The sequence below is a fragment of the Wandonia sp. genome (genome assembly GCF_984588085.1).
In genome coordinates this window covers 1,390-19,391 of sequence record NZ_CFIGVI010000040.1, presented here as the reverse complement: position 1 = coordinate 19,391, position 18,002 = coordinate 1,390, and the positions used below count along the sequence as shown (strand labels likewise).

The window sequence follows — 18,002 nt, the reverse complement described above, 5'->3', positions numbered from 1 at the left end:
ACCAATAACTATAATTCAAAATTTATGAGCACACTATGGCAAATGATAGTCATGAAGAAAAAGGATGACTATATTGATTTACTAGTAAAATTTGATCACCCGGATGCAGGTCCGTTTCCGCAGGATAAAAATTTTGCCTTGCAACTGTTGATTAGCGAAGCCTATGATTATGAAAAAAACTTTCAACGAATCCCCAATGGTTCTTTAGGAAGGGCTATTCCTCATGAAAAATATCTGCCTGATGATTTAGAAGAACTGGTCGATACGTATATAAAAGATGTACTCATTTATAAAGCTGAAAATTTACCCTGGGATGAAACAGAAGCACATGAAAAAATGGATACGTTGTGCATAGAAGATGGTTTGGATGAAGATCATGAAGATTGGGACTATACCTGGCAAGAGCATTGGAGAGCTTTTTGGCAAGATTACAATAGAATTCCCTGGGCAATTTACAGAATCACTATGACAGACCCTAAATGGGCAGATCATTTAAAAAAATACCAGGAATTTGATTCTGCCGGATTTAGTACAGGCAGCGATTACGTCAATGAAAATGTAAAAATTGAGGTGCCTGACCCAAGTGATATTTCTGATTATTTATCCACTGAAAGAAAAAGATGGGAAGATACACTGGATGAAATCGTAGAAAAAACTGAAGATCCCGTAACAAAAAAGTCTTTGAGAAATCTTTGGAAAATAATTGTTGGATCCAAAAAATAATGATAACCATTTAAAAAATTTAAATTATGAGTTTTTTTAAACGCTTTAAAAGCAACTTTTTAGATCTCGTAGAAAAAGAATTTCCTGAAGATTATGTCGATGACGGACAAGAATATCATATCATCCCTGAGCCGTATGATTTTACGTATTCTTCGGTAAAAGGAGATTTTCGCTTGGCTCGTTTGTCAAATGGATTTTGTGCAAGCTGGAAAGAATTCATGATCAGCAGGGATTGGGATGGAAATGTGCTGTATACCATTGAGGGATATGGAAGATCCGTTGCCGTGAGCCCGGACAAAACAAAAATTGTGGCTTCAAATGATCATAAAGACATTGCCATATTTGATGCTAAAACCGGTGAACGCATTACCGAAGCCGTAACCACTGCATATATTTCTGACCTGATATGGACCAGAAATGATTTTATTATGGGCACCGATTCGGATGAAATCTTTGTCATGAACACAGAGCTGGATCGTGTAAAAACAATAAAGCAATTGGATGGAAATGATTTTGACTATATCTCAGGAATTTGTTTGCACCGTGAAAATGAAAATTATATTGCCGTACTAGAAGCCAATGGAAAAAGAGTAAGCATCCTTAATTTTCAAACCGAAGAAGTTGTCAAAACAAAAGAACTTCGCAGCTCGGGAGAACTTTTTTATTCCGAAGAGAATCAAAAATATTGGATTCCTTTTGAGCACAAAAACTTTATTCTCACACTGGATGAAGATTTGGAGGAAATCAAAAGACTGTATTATGAGGGAAAAAGTGGCGTAAAACATAGCGGGCAAGACGATGATGACTATTCGTGTACCGCATGGACAACCTTACCGGTGTTGAGTCCAAATGGTCGACGTTTTTTAGTAAATGACCGTTCAGGATTATTACACCTAATTAGTGCACACATGGACGAAGAGTGCTACCGTATTTTTAACCGCAATTTAGTGGACTATGCGTACGCAATGATTTGGCAAGATGATGATCATTTTGTAGCCCTTTTAGACAATTACAGAGTGGTAAAGGTAAACATCAGAGGGTTAGAACCGATATTTACCAAAAGAGATCGTCCATAAATTAAAGGAGAACAGCGCATTCACTTATTTATCCTAAAGTGAAATGGCGGTCTAAATAAGAGAATAACATCATTAAAACAGGTATGGAAAAATTTAAAAATTCATATAAAATCGCCGAAAATTCAATTCCGGTGACGGCAGAAACAATATCAGCCTATAAAGATAAAGTTCCTGAAATATTACTTGACTTATGGAAATCTGACGGTTTTGGCAAGTACAATAAGGGAATAATCGAAATGATTAATCCTAAAGAGTATGAACCTGTTCTCTGGACGTGGTTAGGTAGAGAAGTTGAAAACTATGTTCCTTTTGCCATAACGGGGTTCGGCGAGTTGTTTTACTACAGGAAACTGACAGAAACTGACGAAGATGTTTGTATTATAGACATTCAATTTCGCAATATTGAAACACTAAACTGGAGTTTACAATCATTTTTTGAAGATTCTTTACCGGAAGAGGAGTTTAGGGATTATTGGCTAAGAGAGGAACTATTTAAAAATGCAATAACTGAACTAGGCGAATTAGCCCCTAACGAAATATTTACCTTTACCCCGGTTTTATCAATGGGAGGAGCAGAAGAAGTTCAACAGCTAAAGAAAGGAAATGCACAAGTTTATCAAGAGCTTGTGTTTCAAATGACCATGTAAAACGGTTAATTCTGATTTGAATACTCGCTAGATCCTTAACGAAACCTTACCCTGATAATTGGATTATCATCTGTCTACACTAATCAAGAAGTAAGATATAAAAAAACACCCTTGCATTTTATGCAAGGGTGTTAAATTACTTATTCAATTCTGCTTATAGCTCTATAGAATAGTCTTTACCTTCCATATTTTCACCTACAAGTCCAAGAATTTTTGTTCCAGCCGGAACCTTATAGTATAAAGTAGTTTTATACGTTCCATTTGGCTCTATAGTTGATGGGAATTCACCCATATCGTACTGACTCCCAAACATTCCATATTCAGTCACCAGATAAGGCTCATCAACAAAAGCATTATCAGAAGAAGAACCGTTTTGTACTTCAATTTCAAGTTTAATAAACGCATCTGCAGGATCATCGTAATATGTTTCTTTATACTTCGCCACAGCTTCGTCTGAAACATTTACAGTTAAGTTACCGAAAACATATGTTTTCTCAAGCTCAAAGATTATGTCTTCTACAACTTTCGTTTGATTGATAGCGATAGTGCTTTCTTCCAAAGCTCCATTTTTCTTCAACGGAAGTAGTGATGCAACATCTACTTTACTTAAATCCGCAGTAGCTAGCTCTTTATTAATTCCAATGTATAAATCATCTAAATTCGATTCCATAGGAATACTATAAACAACATATCCGGACGCTAATCTTTCCATCAATCCACCGAATGTTACACCATTACTTAGAGAGACAATTGGTGAATATGTTTTTTTACTTTTCGCATCAAACAATTCAAGATTTGCCTCTGTTATCCCTAAATCAACATCAGAAGCAGTCGTTTCTCCTTTAATCTCAACTTTAATAAGTTTATCCGTACTTGCTGATGGTTCGTAAGCCGGATTTTCTCCACCACCATCCCAGTCATTGATAACCTTTTCAAGTGCCAGAATAGTAAATGCAGGATTTCCATCCTCATCGTTCATATTAAAAAACCCTTTTACATTGGTTTCATACGCCTCTTCTTTATTCTCAAAACTTCTGGAGCATGATGCTGCCATAAAAAGCCCAACGCAAGCAGAATAGCAAATTAGTTTGTTCATCTTTTTTTACTTAATTTATAAATATATAATGTGCTGCAAATCTAATGAATAAACTAATTTTCCAAATATTCTTAGTAAAATAAATTGTATGGATTAAATCGAAAAATTAGTTTTTCCACAAAGCATAAATCAATTCCATTTTGAATTGTTTTAATCTTTATTTAGAACTATGGGATAACTACCAAACGTAACACCTACTCCCAAAAAACGGATCAATAACTATTTGCGGAAAAAATAGTAAATTCGCTCGCAATGTTCAACGTGTGTTTGTCATGAGGTACTATGAACAATTTGTTTATTGAGCTTACCGATAACGAAAAATTGATGCATAATATTTTTCTCTCCAAAGAAAACAGGAGTGCATCTGATTGCTCTATTGGAGCGGTGGGATGCCGTGGTAAAAACGCGGACAAAACACAGTATAATAAAGTAACTAAAACTGACAAGGATCTGTCCGCAGAACTGGTTGGTTAAAAATAAGAAGGCTATGAAAAGAATACTTCCCATTTCTGTAATTGCTGTCGGGTTATTATCCGCATGCGGAGCAGAAGAAAATGATCACAAAACAACATCCGAGGAAAAAATGAATCCGTTTTTTGTAGAAAAGTATGACACCCCGTTTGAAGTTCCTCCTTTTGATTTAATTAGCGAGGCACACTATCTTCCGGCATTCCGGGAGGGAATCAAACGACAGAAAGATGAAATCCAGGCAATCATCAACAACGAGGAAGCTCCCACTTTCGAAAACACGTTGCTTGCCCTTGAAAATTCAGGAGAATTATTATCTCGCGTAAGCAGTGTATTTTATAATATCTCGTCCGCGAATACCAACGACGAAGTTCAGGCTATTGCCGAAGAAATTTCTCCGGAACTATCAGCGCACCGGGATGATATTGCGCTAAACGAAAAGCTTTTTGCCCGTATTCAAACCCTGTGGGAAAACAAAACTTCGTTGAACCTGAACAGCCAGCAGACTAAGGTTCTTGATAATCAGTACAAGTCTTTCGTAAGAGGGGGGGCTAATCTTCCCGAAGATAAAAAGGGGCGTTTGCGTGAGATCAACGAGAAAATTTCACTTCTGACACTTAAGTTTGGTCAAAACCAACTGGCTGAAACCAATGATTTTCAACTTGTCATTGATCAGAAAGGCGACTTGTCAGGACTTCCCGATGACCTGATTGAAACAGCTGCCCGAGAAGCAGGAGCAGCAGGTATGGAAGGTAAATGGTTGTTCACATTACACAATCCAAGTGTAATGCCTTTCCTGCAATATGCAGACAACCGCAACCTGCGTAAACAAATTTGGGAAGCCTACCAGATGCGGGGAAATAACAACAATGAAAATGACAACAAAGAAGTCCTTCGTGAATTAGTAGAATTACGCGCCGAAAAGGCACAGTTGCTGGGATACAAAAACCATGCTGCGTATAAACTGGAAGAGTCAATGGCCGGTACTCCTGATGAAGTGTATGCTTTATTAAACCGACTTTGGGAACCCGCTTTGGAGAAAGCAAAAAAGGAATCAAAAGATCTACAGGCAAAAATCAGTGAAGGAGGGGAAAACTTCAATCTGGAACCCTATGACTGGCGTTACTATACCGAGAAAATACGCAAAGAACGCTACGAAATTAATGAAGAGGAAGTTCGTGAGTATTTCAGTCTTGATAATGTTCGTGACGGGATTTTTGACCTCTGTGACCGTCTTTACGGGCTTCAGTTTGTAAAACTTGACAATGTACCTGTTTATCACAGTGAGGTAGTTGCTTATGAAGTAAAGGAAAAGAATGGTCAGCATGTCGGCGTACTCTATATGGATTTTCACCCCAGAACTTCCAAGCGTGGTGGAGCCTGGATGACTTCTTACCGTTCACAAAGTGTTGAAAACGGACAACGAAAAGCACCTGTCATTTCTATTGTTTGCAATTTCACAAAACCAACAGCAAGCAAGCCTTCGTTGTTGACCTTTGACGAAGTAGAAACATTCTTCCATGAGTTCGGACATGCCTTACACGGATTGTTATCAGATGTTCAGTATAAAAGTCTTGCAGGAACCAATGTGTATACGGATTTTGTTGAACTTCCCTCTCAGGTAATGGAAAACTGGGCCGGAGATCCTGAATTTATGAAAGAATATGCCAAGCATTACAAAACCGGAGAGGTTATTCCGGATGCTCTAATAGAAAAACTTCAGCGAAGCGGCACATTCGATCAGGGGTTTGCCACTACTGAATACCTGGCAGCTTCGTTACTGGATATGCACTATCACACTACCATCGGAAAACTTGAAGGTGATATTAATACAATCGAGAAAGAAGCGATGAATAAAATAGGACTAATCGGAGAAATTATTCCCCGCTACAGAAGTACCTACTTCAGCCATATTTTTGCCGGAGGCTATTCTGCCGGATACTACAGTTATATCTGGTCGGGAGTTCTGGATACAGATGCCTATCAGGCCTTCAAAGAAACCAGCTTATTTGATCAGGCAACAGCAAAAGCTTTCCGTGAGAACATTCTTGAAAAAGGAGGGTCAGAAGACCCTATGGAATTATACGTTAAATTCAGAGGAGCAAAACCAAGTATTGAACCTTTATTGAAGAAACGAGGACTGAACTAGTTCGAGAACAAAAACAAAAACGGGTGAATATAAATTCACCCGTTTTTTTATTCTCTTCGGTTCAACTAATCTTTGTATTCATCTCTGATCAGTCGCGCTTTAATCTCTTCCACATGTTTGGATTTCTTTGCCTGACGAAGCTTAATGGCCGAATCCGTAAAGTACTTGTGTTGCGTAAGGAAAGAAATTTGAATCTCATCCCATTGACGATCGCTGTCAATTTTACCGTGCTCACGCAGTTCCCTTCTTAGTTTATCGGCAATTTCATGAAAATCATCCCTACCTAAATAATCCAGATCCGCATCACAAATAATCTCTTCCAGCTTATTTTTGGGTTTATGTGGAATTTGGGTTGCATATATCAAGTCCTTTACGATCTGTATCTGAGACTCACTGTACCCGTGTTTGGGAAGATGTTCCTCTGCCAAACGTACTCCAATCGGCTCATTCTTCTCATACTGCTCAATGAATCCCGCATCGTGGTAAGAAGCTGCCGATTTAAGCAGGAAAAGACCTTCGTCTGTAATTCCTTCCATCAACGCGAGTCGCTCCACAGCAGCCGTTACATCTTTTGTGTGCCAGATGCTGTGATAATACAATTTTGGAGAAAGTCTTTCTTCTAACAAATTATGGATCGTACGCTCTGCCTTCATATAGTTTATGGAGCTGTACAAATGGAGGTCTACTATCTTCCAGAATCGTTCATTCGGAACTATTCCATGCTCGTCCGCACTTAATTCGGGTTTGATACGATCTACAAAATACATATTTACGAGACCACTGTTTTTGGTCATCACCTCACCACGTAGCGTACATTCAAAATACGGTTGGATCGCCTCATAAGTGGATTCTGAAATATTTACCTTTCCCGGCTTTCCATTCGTCTCCATACGCTGTGCCAGATTCACAGTCGCACCCCAGATATCGTAAGCATACCGTTTTTTACCAATCACTCCCGCTACCACTTCTCCGGTATTAATCCCGATCCTGAGTTGCCAGGGATTTATTCCCTGTCCCTTTTCTCTCAGCGCCTGTTGCTTCATGTACTGCTGAATTTCTAGGCCAGCAAGAACCGTTTGAATAGGGTTCTCTTTTGTTCGGATAGGCATTCCTCCTGCACAAAGGTAGGCGTCCCCTACTGTTTTAATCTTTTCTACATTCCATTTCTCTATAATTTCATCAAACTTTGAAAAGAAAAGATCCAACCGTTTCAACAAATCAATCGGGGGCATCTGATTGGCAATCTTCGTGAACCCAACAAAATCAGTGAACATGACTGAAACTCTGTTGTAGGCTCTGGCACTGGTACTTCCAACTTCACTCAGTTCTTTTACCGTATCTTCAGGTAAAATATTATGTAATAGTTTCTCTACTTTATCTTTTTCTTTCTCTAATAATCGCTTCTTTTCTTCAACTTCTCGCTTCTGCTGTTCGATCTTTTTCTTTTGTTCTTCAATTTTCTTATTCTGATACCGGATTTCACTTGTTCTCTCAACAATTTTCATTTCAAGCCGTACCATACGTCTTCGTTGCTTCTCTAATCTGACTCTATAAAAAATGAACAATGCCAGTGCAATAAAAATAAGCACAACTATTCTGAACCACCATGTCATCCAAAACGGAGGCTCTATATGAATAATAAGCGTTGTAGGGCGGTTACTCCACTCTCCATATACGGATTTGGCAAAAATCTTAAGCTCATAGACCCCCGGAGAAAGTGAATTAAGCATAATACTGTTCTCACTTCCGAGATAGGTGTAATCTTCGTCATTCCCTTCCAGAAAATACCTGTACTCAACAAGCGAAGCATTTGCCAAATCATTCGAGGCAAACTGAATTTGTATATTTCGTTGACGATGGCTGAGTCTAATCTCCTTTGTAAACGCTATAGAAGTAGAGAGAATACCATTCTCCTGTCCGGGCAAAACCTTATTATTTCCAATCTGAAGATCAGTAAGAAAAACAGTTAAGTTCTGTCGACCCTCCTGAAGGTCCGAAGGCAAAAAGTGATTATATCCATAAATTCCTCCAAAGTACAATTCTCCTTTGCGCGTCTTAAAAAATGCCCCGATGTTAAACTCGTTACTCATCAGACCATCTATCTCCGAATAGTTAATAAAATTTTCCTTTTTCTTATTAAACTTGGAAAGTCCCCGGTTAGTACTCAACCATAAATTATCGTTTTCATCCTCCAGAATTCCGTATATCACATTATTAGGGAGTCCTTTGTTTACATCAAATTGCTCAATCTGGTTATTTGTAACGTGTACCTTTATCAAACCATCCCCATAAGTTCCTAACCAAAATATATTCGGTTTCGTCTGGTGGATAACATTCACATTACCCTTTACTATTTTAGAAAGATGTGTGTTAAAAGAGGAAGTCTGGATCGTTAGCTCCCCGTTATGAAGAAGAATACACCGATACACCCCACCGTTAGCAGGCGCAATCCAAAATTTATCAAAGACATCTTTAAAAATGTACTTAACCGAACCCAGTCCTTTATGATCCGAAACATACGTATACAACCCGGTTTCAATATTCACCAGACAAATACCTCCACGTGTTGCCAGTAAATACCTTTCCGCATCTACCTGTACAATCTGGTAAATTCTGTCATACTCCAAAGAAACACCCCGTTTATGAGGAAGTTTGACATACCGGTATGCAGAAGCGTCCTCCGGGTCGATTTCTAATTTATACAGTCCGTCCAAACACCCTACAAGCAACTCATTTTCATTAAGAACCAATAACGAAAGAGCCGGCATATCCACTTTACGGATCAATTTTACCTGTGCTTCTCTATAAAAATGGTTAAAACTGTTCCGGTTCCTGTCAAATCGGGAAACTCCATTACTGTTTCCTATAAATATAAAATCCCCGTTTCTGTCCTCTGCAAATGACCATACACTGGGAGTTGGAAGACCTTGTTCGAGATTTCCGGAAGGCCCTACTCCTAAAAAGCCTAAGTAATTCGGATTAAATGTGCCGAATCCCCGTTGCGTTCCGACCCATAGTTGCCCATCTCTATCGATAAACAGGCGGGTGGTCTGATCATTAAGTAATGTGTTCTTCTGAAAAATATCCTGTCTGTACCTGAAAATTCGGGTTTCTTCTTCTCCGAATTTCAACTCAATAAGTCCTGAAGAAACAGTAGCGATCAGAATGGTTCCGTTATCAAGAACTTTAATATCTTCTATTTCTGTACCCGGAAAGTTGGTGCTAAAATCAAAGATGAAAGGGCGCAATGAATCTGAATGACCATCCCAGAGATACAAATCTTTCAGGGACGCTACAAGAAATGTTCCTGATTCGTAAGCCGTGATTGTTTTTATTGGTTCTATAGCCCCCGTACTATCCCGCGCCGTTAACGATCGAATTCTCTCATCTGCATAAACCAGCAACCCCTTGTCAACGGTTGATACAAAAAGTCCATAGGAAAAGTAGTAATTGAGACGGGTCATTGAACCGTCATTGACTGCATTTGAAAGCGGGTAAAATTTTTCAGAAGCAGGAGAAAACCGATATATGCCTCTATTATCAAACAAGACAAACAAGTCTCCTGCTTCGTTCTCTGCAATACTTACAATAGACTTATCTTTGATCTTTCCTTCGGGAACAAATGAGTAAAACTTTTCATTTTTAGGATCATAGGAGACTAATCCTTGCTGGGTACCAAACCACAATATCCCTGTTGATGCTTTTATCCCGCAGTTAAAATAATTACTCTCTATACCATTGGTTCGGTCTGCTGAAAAGATACGAAACTGATAACCATCAAACTTGTTCAGGCCATCTTGTGTACATACCCAAATAAATCCACTTTCATCCTGAAGAATATCTGTAACATAACTTTGCGACAGCCCGCTGTTAATGGAATAATTTTGAAAGCGTATGTTAGACTGTCCCCAACATACGCTTCCCAAAATAAAGAATACTCCCCAGAATAAGAGTTGTTTCATAAAATCTATTTAAACCGCTTACTGCGCAGCTCCTGCGGCAGCATTATCAACCTGGATAGCTGAATTTTCAAGATCCCGGTCGAAAAGGTATAAACCACCTTTGTCATTCCCGATCATACGCAGTTTGTCCAGAATCGTACGTGCCAATGCTTCCTCTTCCAATTGTTCGGAAACATACCACTGCATAAAATTATACGTAGTATAGTCTTTTTCTTTCAGGCAAATATCAACCACATCATTAATACTTTCCGTTACTCCCAATTCGTGTTCAAGCAATAATTCAAAAACATTAAGTACCGAATCAAAACTAACCGGTGGTTGTTCCAAAGCAGGAATAATTGCTTTTCCTCCCCGCTCATTGATAAATTTTACCAGCTTCAACATATGCATACGCTCTTCGTCTGAATGCCGATATAAGAATTTTGCTGTACCGTTGAGTCCGTTTGTTTCTGCCCATGAAGCCATTGCCAGATAAAACTGAGATGATGACGCCTCCTTCTTTAACTGACTATTCAATACTTCTTCGATGTGTTTGTTCATTGTAAACCTGTTTTTTGTTATTAAATCTAATAAAATTTTGCAAATATCCAAGAAATCTGCAAGCATAAAACGGGCTGAATCAGCCTTCATTTTGCTCACTGTCAAAGTTATCAATCTATTAACAATTATTCGAATGGAATAGTTATAAATTAGTATTACCTTCGAATTTTAGAATTAGTCTAAGTTGAAAAGAATAACTTTTCGCCTTTACAGAATTTAGTGCATGGCAAAAAAGAAACATCGGAAAGGACCGAGTAAATCGGGGAAAAACAAACTTAAGAACGTATTGAAAGACGGGATTCTTCATTATTTCGAAAACAATCCTGATCATACAATTGACTATAAACAAATCAGCAATACTCTTTCTATTAATGATAGCGAAACACGCAAACTGGTTCATAAAATTTTAGGAGAACTGGCTGCTCAACACCTCCTTAAAGAAGTAGTCCGCGGGAAATTTCGTTACAATAACTCCGGAAAAGAATTTGAGGGAACAATTGACTTTACTGCGAGGGGAGCAGCCTATCTGGTGGTAGAAGACAGAGAAAACGACATCTTTATACAACCTAAACATACGGGTAAAGCCCTTAACGGAGATCGGGTAAAGGTAAAAATCATTAAGCGGGGAGCCAATCGTGATGAAGGTAAAGTCATTGAAGTCGTTGAACGTGATAAGAAGTTTTACGTTGGTGTATTACAGGTCAATGAACGATTTGCATTTTTGATCCCGGACAATCAGCGCATGAATGTCGATTTCTTTATCTCTAAAGAAAAGCTAAATGGTGCACAAAATGGCCAAAAGGCTCTTGTTCGTATCACAGATTGGCCGGAAGGAGCTGAAAGCCCGTTTGCAGAAGTTGTTGAAGTCCTCGGAATGCCCGGAACAAATGATGCAGAAATGATTTCCATTCTGGTTGATAATGGAATTGATTTCCGGTTTCCTCAGGAAGTTATTGCCCAGGCAGAAGAAACATCAATCGAGCTGGATGAAAAAGAGATTGCAAAACGCCGCGACCTCAGAGATGTATTTACGTTTACTATTGACCCGGCCGATGCAAAAGATTTTGACGACGCATTATCTTACAGAATTCTCGAAAACGGCAACAAAGAGATCGGTGTACACATAGCTGATGTCAGTCATTACGTTACCATGGGTTCGCCTATGGATGCCGAGGCACTGAAACGTTCCAACTCCGTATATCTTGTGGATCGCGTTATACCCATGCTTCCGGAACAACTTTCAAATATTGCCTGCTCGTTGCGCCCCAATGAGGATAAATACAGTTTCTCGGCGATTTTTGAGTTCGATGACAAGGATAAGGTCGTACGACAATGGTTTGGGAAAACTGTTATCCATTCAGACAGAAGGTTCACCTACGAACAGGCTCAGGAAGTAATTGAAGGAAAATCAGAAGAACTCGCAACTATTATCCGCGACCTGGATAGAATAGCAAAAATCTATCGGAAGCAGCGGATGAAGCATGGCGCGATGAATATAGAGTCCGAAGAAATTCGTTTTCGATTAAATGATGTCGGGCAACCGGAAGAAGTCGTTATAAAGGTCTCCAAAGATGCTCATAAACTCATTGAAGAGTTTATGCTGCTCGCCAACAGGCATGTAGCCGAATTTATCGGAAAAGGAGATAAAAACCACCCGGCAACCCCTTGTATTTACCGGACACATGATAAGCCGGACATGGGTAAAATTGAAACATTCAAACTGTTCATTGAGAAGTTTGGCTACGACATTACGTTCTCAAACGAAAATGATATATCACGCAGTATCAATAAATTGTTGAATGATATTCGCTACGAAAATGAGTACTCTATTATTCAGACCATGGCCATTCGTTCAATGGCAAAAGCCAATTACGAAACCACGAACATCGGGCATTACGGATTAGCGTTTGAATATTACACCCACTTTACATCTCCTATTCGCCGATATGCTGATTTAGTAGTACACAGAATTCTGCATGCCATGTTGGAAAAACGACCAAATCCGTACGGACTTCCTGCATTAAATGAAATCGGGAAACAAACTTCAAGAATGGAGCGTAAGGCCGTAGAAGCAGAACGGGACTCTACCAAGTACTTCCAGGTCCAATTTGTAAAAGACCATGTGGGAGAAACGTTTGAAGGTATCGTCAACGGTATTACAGACTTTGGAATGTTTGTTGAAATGAAAGAGAACCGTTGTGAAGGACTTGTCCCAATGGACTCCATCCCCGGTGATCGGTACTACTTCGATGCAGATACCTATCGTATCGTAGGAGCCCGTCACGGAGAAGAGTTTAATATTGGTGATGACGTATTGGTTCGTATTAAAGAAGTTGATACCCGCCGCCGGACGATTGATCTTGAATTAACTGATCCTGTTGGCTAGAGCATTCTGAGCACCGTTTCAACGTCTTCAGGACTATCAATGTTTGGGGTTTCAATCTCTGTTTCCACTACACGGATAGCATATCCATTATACAGCCATCGAAGCTGTTCAAGCGATTCCCACAACTCCAGATCAGCCGGGGCAAGTTGTATCAGTTCTTTTAGCGTTTGTGACCGGTATGCATACAATCCTATGTGTCTCAGGTATGGAAACTTACTCAACCATTCTTCCTGAGGCACTTTCGCTCCAAAAGGAATCGCACTCCGGCTAAAATACAACGCGTTGTCTGCCTTATTCTTCACCAGTTTTATCCTATTCGGATTATTCAGATCTTCATGGGTCAGATTTGGATTTCCCAATGTTGCAATCTGAACAGAGCTGTCATCAAACGCACGAATCAACAACTCTAACTGACGCGCATCTACCAAAGGTTCATCCCCCTGGATATTCACCACCAAATCCGCCTGAGGAAAATGACCCAACACCTCGCCACAGCGATCCGTTCCGCTCTGGTGCGCATCGGCAGTCATCATTACCTTGCCCCCAAAACTGGCCACGTGATCATAAATCCTTTGATCATCCGTTGCTACTACTACATCATTAAAAAGCGTACATTTTTCAGCTCCTTCATACACCCTCCGGATCATTGATTTTCCTTTCAGATCAATCAATGGTTTTCCGGGAAAACGGGATGAGCCATAACGGGCAGGAATAATTCCTAATGTATACATGCGTTCGTTTTTTTCAAACATACAAAATTAGCTTTATTCAACGGATATCCGGTTGCCTGTTCCTTACAACAGAACTCATCACACCTGCTTTTTTGAGTTGATTTATCAGAAACCGTTTCGTATATTTGTTGTCCTAACCTAAACGTAGACAACTTGAAAACAGCAGATTATCGATTTCCGCTTGCCCTTACATTTATTGATGGGATCGGAAGCATTAAAGCTAAAAACCTAATCGCTTATCTCGGTTCAGCACAAGCCGTATTTGAAGAACGCAAAGCTGTGCTCTCCAAGGTACCCGGAATCCGTAACATCCGTTTTTCAAAGAAAAACTTACAAAACGCGCTGGCAAAAGCAGAAGTAACTCTGGAACAAATTACAAAAGAAAACCATCGGATTTTTTATTACCTCGAAGACAACTATCCCCGGAGATTAAAACAGACCGAAGACGGCCCCGTGTTTCTATTCGGAAAAGGTAACTTTGATAGTAATCCCCCAAGAACAATAGCGGTTGTGGGGACCCGAAATGCAACAAGCTATGGAAAACAAATTTGCAGCAACCTCATAACCACATTACAAAACAAACAAATCACAGTCATCAGTGGGCTTGCTCATGGCATTGATGGTATAACCCATCAGCTTTGTGTCAGAGAAAACATCCCAACAATCGGCGTACTCGGGCATGGACTGGACAGAATCTATCCCGCAGCACATAAACGTCTTGCCGAAAAGATGATTGAAAATGGCGGACTATTGACCGAGTATATACCCGGGACTGTCCCTGACAGTGTCAATTTTCCTATGCGCAACCGGATTGTTGCCGGGCTCGCTGATGCTGTAATTATAGTAGAAAGTGACACCAAGGGAGGTTCTCTTATCACGTGTGAGTTGGCTAATGACTATAACAAAGACGTGTTTGCTTTTCCGGGATCTGTTTATTCACAATACTCAAGGGGATGTAACCGTATCATTTCCGAAAACAAAGCACATTTATTAACCTCTCCGGAACAATTTCTGACCTATATGGGCTGGACTCCCGAAAAGAATGAAACCAAAGAACAACTTATTCTTTCTGAAGCGTTAGACCACAATGAGCAAATCATTTTCCAATTACTCCGGGAAAAAGAAAAGTTATCACTTGATGCGATTTCTGTTATCAGTCAGATACCCAGAGCCCAATTAAGCAGCCTTTTGTTAAAAATGGAGATTTCTGGTTTTTTACAGGCTCTTCCCGGAAAAAGATATCAGCTGGGAGAAAAATTACTGGTTCGTTGCTAATTTCCGTGTTTCTTGATGTTTCATCATATATTCACTATTTTCACCTCCCAAAACCAAATAAAAATGAAAAAAATATCCATACTTATTGGTGCCTTTCTTTTTGTAGGCACTTCTTTTTCCCAGATTGTCACCAACAAGGAAAATAGTGACTATAAATTTGAAAAAGTAGCTCATTACGATGCCACTCCCGTATTAAGCCAGGGGTACACAGGTACTTGCTGGAGTTTTTCAGCCCTTTCCTTTTTTGAGTCTGAACTGATTCGAAAAGGAGTAAAAGACGCCCCTACCTTATCCGAAATGTTCATTGTGCGAAATGCGTATCAGGAAAAAGCTGAGAAGTATATCCGAATGGGAGGAACAGTAAACTTTTCTCAGGGTGGAGCTTTTCATGATATTCCTTATGTTATTAAAAGATATGGAATTGTTCCTTCAGAAGCTTATCAGGGATTAAACTATGGTTCTGATAAACACAATCACAGCGAGATGTTCAGTGCTGTAGAAGGCTATGTAAATGGCGTATTGGAATACGTCAAAAACATGAGAAAAGGAACCTCTCTTTCTTCGGTATGGAAAAACGGACTAAAAGGGATTCTGGATGCTTATCTAGGCGCTGTTCCTGAAAAGTTTACTTACAAAGGAAAAGAGTATACACCCGAGAGCTTTGCAAAACACATCGGTTTAAACATGGACGATTATGTAAGTATCACTTCGTTCACTAACCATCCTTTTTATGAGGAGTGTATGTTGGCTATTCCGGATAACTGGGCATGGGGAAAAAGTTATAATGTTCCGTTGGAAGATATGGTGCGCGTAACTGAAGAAGCATTGAAAAATGGCTATACAGTAGCATGGGGAGCAGACGTTTCCGAATCCGGGTTCAACTTCAGAGAAGGGATAGCTATCGTTCCGGAAGATCCGTCAACGATAAAAATAAAAGGTGCCGACAATAAAAACTTCTCGGATGCAGGTGCTGAACGTGAGTCAAATGCTTTCCTTCAACCGGTAAAAGAGCTTGCCATCACTCAGGAATTACGTCAGGAAGGATATGACAACAAAACCACTCAGGATGATCATGGTATGCATATCACCGGGCTTTATAAAGAAGCTAACGGAACGCCATTTTATCTTGTGAAAAACTCATGGGGAACCGGAAATCACCCGGAGGGGTATTTGTATGTTTCTCAAAACTATTTTAAATACAAAACTATTAATGTTTACTTGCATAAGGATGCTCTTCCAAAGGATATCCGCAGCAAATTAAAACTATAAATACGGCTACTGATAAGAAAAGGTGCTGCGGTTTGCAGCACCTTTTTTATTTACATAACCTACTGTTTATTACTATTTTCAACTCATTCCCCCATCCGCTTTGTTTTTGTAAGAATAAGACATTCGACGTATTTACCCGTAGCCATTCACCGCCTAACTTTGTTCAAAAAACAACATGAAAAACCATTTACTTATCCTTGTCCTGTGCGGATCATTATTCACACAGATTACGCACTCTCAGGAACTGGAGTGGTCTTTTGCAACAGCTATCGGAACGGCCAATAATTCGATAGCAACTCTGGCAACAGATAGCCAAAACAATTTTATTATAGGCGGTATCTTGCAGGGTTCCGGAGATTTTGATCCGAATGCCGGAACAACTCAACTTACATCCAGTGGGTTAAAAGATGCTTATATCGCCAAATATGATGAGGACAAAAACCTTCTTTGGGCCTATACTTTTGGAGGTGATGAGGATGAAGATATTATTTCCGATGTTGTTGTGGATGACGCAGATAATATTTACATCGGTGGCTTTTTTACCGGAACAGTTGATTTTGATCCGGGTGCAGGAGAGCAAAGCCTGACAAGCCACCCAATGGGAGTAGGAACAAGTGCTTTTGTTCTAAAGTTAGACGCGAATGGTAACTTCTTATGGGTTAAGGATTATGGAGTGGGAAACATTGCCAATTCCAACAAAATTATGGCACTTGCTCTTGACAATGATCGAAACCTCATTGTGGGCGGAAAATATTATTCCAACGGCAATTTCCCCATGGTGTTTGAAGAAGGAAACCCGGATGCTGAACTAAACGAAGGGGATAAAATGGCACAATATGTACTAAAACTCAATGAAAACGGGGAATTTATCTGGGTAAAAAGAATGGTTGCTCATTCCATTAAAAGTATAGAAGTTGATGCAGCCAACAGTATTTACATTACCGGAGAATATACGACCTCCGGCGTTTATTATAATCCGAATGATATGAACCCGGACCCGAACGTTGTTGAAACACTACCTGTATTCGGACAAACCGATATTTTCATTTGTAAACTGAATGAATCGGGAGAATATCAGTGGTCAAATGGAATGGGAAATGCCTATGTGGATAACGCATCTAAACTGGCTGTAGACAACAATGGAAATGTCAGTTTCATCGGTACATTCGTTGGAGAAATGGAGGTTGATCCTTCTGAAGATTCATTCTTGCTCAATTTCGACCTGTCTATTAACGCTTACATCATTCAATACAGTTCCGGAGGAACACTTAATTGGGCAGCAGCTATCGGAGATGAAAACGGGAAAGAAGACGTTTTTTACGATATCACGGTAGACTCCGGGAATAATCTATACATCGCAGGTTTTATTGGCGGACCAACCGACATGAATCCCGGAGCCGGTGATTCGATCGTAGGAACAAATGCGCAATACCGACCTGTTATGCTAAAACTGAAAGGAGACGGGGAGTTTGTGTACGCACAATATTATGCTACAAATACACTTTCAGGCAACTACAGTCATGCAACGGCGATTTCTCTTGCTACTGACGGAAGTGTTTATCTTGGTGGTAATTTTGCCGGTTTGCTGGATAGTGATGCAGGAGAAGGAGAAGCCAATCTGATATCTACCGGCTTTACAGATTTGTTTGTTATCAAACTTCATAATGAAGTAGAAGGAGG

General features: G+C 39.7%; 13 protein-coding genes. 9 read left to right on the top strand and 4 right to left on the bottom strand.

What is annotated here, in order from left to right; translation table 11 throughout:
* The 3 genes from AC4PL9_RS12420 to AC4PL9_RS12410 form a co-directional block, all read left to right on the top strand.
* A partial coding sequence (locus AC4PL9_RS12420; RefSeq protein ID WP_491605068.1) for a hypothetical protein occupies positions 1 to 723 on the top strand: 723 nt, incomplete at its 5' end.
* A gap of 26 nt (positions 724 to 749) precedes the next feature.
* Positions 750 to 1,799, top strand: coding sequence for a WD40 repeat domain-containing protein (locus tag AC4PL9_RS12415; protein ID WP_491605067.1), 1,050 nt, complete (start codon positions 750 to 752; stop codon positions 1,797 to 1,799).
* An 83-nt stretch (positions 1,800 to 1,882) separates the two neighbouring features.
* Positions 1,883 to 2,446, top strand: a complete 564-nt coding sequence (locus AC4PL9_RS12410; RefSeq protein ID WP_491605066.1) for a T6SS immunity protein Tdi1 domain-containing protein — start codon at positions 1,883 to 1,885, stop codon at positions 2,444 to 2,446.
* Between the two features lie 154 nt (positions 2,447 to 2,600).
* On the opposite strand, the gene AC4PL9_RS12405 is transcribed toward AC4PL9_RS12410, so the two are convergent.
* Positions 2,601 to 3,542 carry a hypothetical protein gene (locus AC4PL9_RS12405; RefSeq protein WP_491605065.1) on the bottom strand — a complete coding sequence of 314 codons (942 nt, stop codon included), beginning with the start codon at positions 3,540 to 3,542 and terminating at the stop codon, positions 2,601 to 2,603.
* A gap of 282 nt (positions 3,543 to 3,824) precedes the next feature.
* On the opposite strand from AC4PL9_RS12405, the gene AC4PL9_RS12400 reads away from it, so the two are divergent.
* Both AC4PL9_RS12400 and AC4PL9_RS12395 read left to right on the top strand, forming a co-directional pair.
* Positions 3,825 to 4,016, top strand: coding sequence for a hypothetical protein (locus tag AC4PL9_RS12400; protein WP_491605064.1), 192 nt, complete (start codon positions 3,825 to 3,827; stop codon positions 4,014 to 4,016).
* Positions 4,017 to 4,029: 13 nt separating this feature from the next.
* On the top strand, positions 4,030 to 6,159 hold the full coding sequence (locus AC4PL9_RS12395; protein WP_491605063.1) for a M3 family metallopeptidase: 2,130 nt from the start codon (positions 4,030 to 4,032) through the stop codon (positions 6,157 to 6,159).
* A gap of 65 nt (positions 6,160 to 6,224) precedes the next feature.
* Here AC4PL9_RS12395 and AC4PL9_RS12390 read toward each other — a convergent pair whose 3' ends face one another.
* Both AC4PL9_RS12390 and AC4PL9_RS12385 read right to left on the bottom strand, forming a co-directional pair.
* Positions 6,225 to 10,121, bottom strand: a complete 3,897-nt coding sequence (locus AC4PL9_RS12390) for an adenylate/guanylate cyclase domain-containing protein (RefSeq protein WP_491605062.1) — start codon at positions 10,119 to 10,121, stop codon at positions 6,225 to 6,227.
* 18 nt (positions 10,122 to 10,139) lie between these two features.
* The gene (locus tag AC4PL9_RS12385; protein ID WP_491605061.1) at positions 10,140 to 10,661 is read right to left on the bottom strand and encodes a ferritin; all 522 of its coding nucleotides are present in this window, start codon (positions 10,659 to 10,661) and stop codon (positions 10,140 to 10,142) included.
* 223 nt (positions 10,662 to 10,884) lie between these two features.
* Between AC4PL9_RS12385 and rnr the strand changes: the two genes are divergently transcribed.
* A complete protein-coding gene (rnr, locus tag AC4PL9_RS12380) occupies positions 10,885 to 13,047 on the top strand; it encodes a ribonuclease R (protein ID WP_491605060.1) in 2,163 nt (720 codons plus the stop codon).
* Here rnr and kdsB read toward each other — a convergent pair.
* Positions 13,044 to 13,778, bottom strand: coding sequence for a 3-deoxy-manno-octulosonate cytidylyltransferase (gene kdsB, locus AC4PL9_RS12375; RefSeq protein WP_491605059.1), 735 nt, complete (start codon positions 13,776 to 13,778; stop codon positions 13,044 to 13,046). The genes rnr and kdsB overlap by 4 nt on opposite strands.
* A 153-nt stretch (positions 13,779 to 13,931) precedes the next feature.
* Between kdsB and dprA the strand changes: the two genes are divergently transcribed.
* The 3 genes from dprA to AC4PL9_RS12360 all read left to right on the top strand — a co-directional run.
* A complete protein-coding gene (gene dprA, locus AC4PL9_RS12370) occupies positions 13,932 to 15,053 on the top strand; it encodes a DNA-processing protein DprA (RefSeq protein ID WP_491605058.1) in 1,122 nt (373 codons plus the stop codon).
* A 63-nt stretch (positions 15,054 to 15,116) separates the two neighbouring features.
* Complete coding sequence (locus tag AC4PL9_RS12365; protein WP_491605057.1) at positions 15,117 to 16,322, top strand: C1 family peptidase; 1,206 nt, start codon at positions 15,117 to 15,119, stop codon at positions 16,320 to 16,322.
* Positions 16,323 to 16,497: 175 nt separating this feature from the next.
* Positions 16,498 to 18,002: hypothetical protein (locus tag AC4PL9_RS12360; protein ID WP_491605056.1), on the top strand; the 1,505-nt coding region annotated here is incomplete at its 3' end.

Bases quoted from the DNA above. Each gene is read 5' to 3' on its own strand.
- AC4PL9_RS12410 (WP_491605066.1), top strand. From the start codon at position 1,883: ATGGAAAAATTTAAAAATTCATATAAAATCGCCGAAAATTCAATTCCG.
- AC4PL9_RS12365 (WP_491605057.1), top strand. From the start codon at position 15,117: ATGAAAAAAATATCCATACTTATTGGTGCCTTTCTTTTTGTAGGCACT.
- AC4PL9_RS12390 (WP_491605062.1), bottom strand. From the start codon at position 10,121: ATGAAACAACTCTTATTCTGGGGAGTATTCTTTATTTTGGGAAGCGTA.
- AC4PL9_RS12415 (WP_491605067.1), top strand. From the start codon at position 750: ATGAGTTTTTTTAAACGCTTTAAAAGCAACTTTTTAGATCTCGTAGAA.
- AC4PL9_RS12395 (WP_491605063.1), top strand. From the start codon at position 4,030: ATGAAAAGAATACTTCCCATTTCTGTAATTGCTGTCGGGTTATTATCC.
- rnr (WP_491605060.1), top strand. From the start codon at position 10,885: ATGGCAAAAAAGAAACATCGGAAAGGACCGAGTAAATCGGGGAAAAAC.
- AC4PL9_RS12400 (WP_491605064.1), top strand. From the start codon at position 3,825: ATGAACAATTTGTTTATTGAGCTTACCGATAACGAAAAATTGATGCAT.
- AC4PL9_RS12385 (WP_491605061.1), bottom strand. From the start codon at position 10,661: ATGAACAAACACATCGAAGAAGTATTGAATAGTCAGTTAAAGAAGGAG.
- AC4PL9_RS12405 (WP_491605065.1), bottom strand. From the start codon at position 3,542: ATGAACAAACTAATTTGCTATTCTGCTTGCGTTGGGCTTTTTATGGCA.
- kdsB (WP_491605059.1), bottom strand. From the start codon at position 13,778: ATGTATACATTAGGAATTATTCCTGCCCGTTATGGCTCATCCCGTTTT.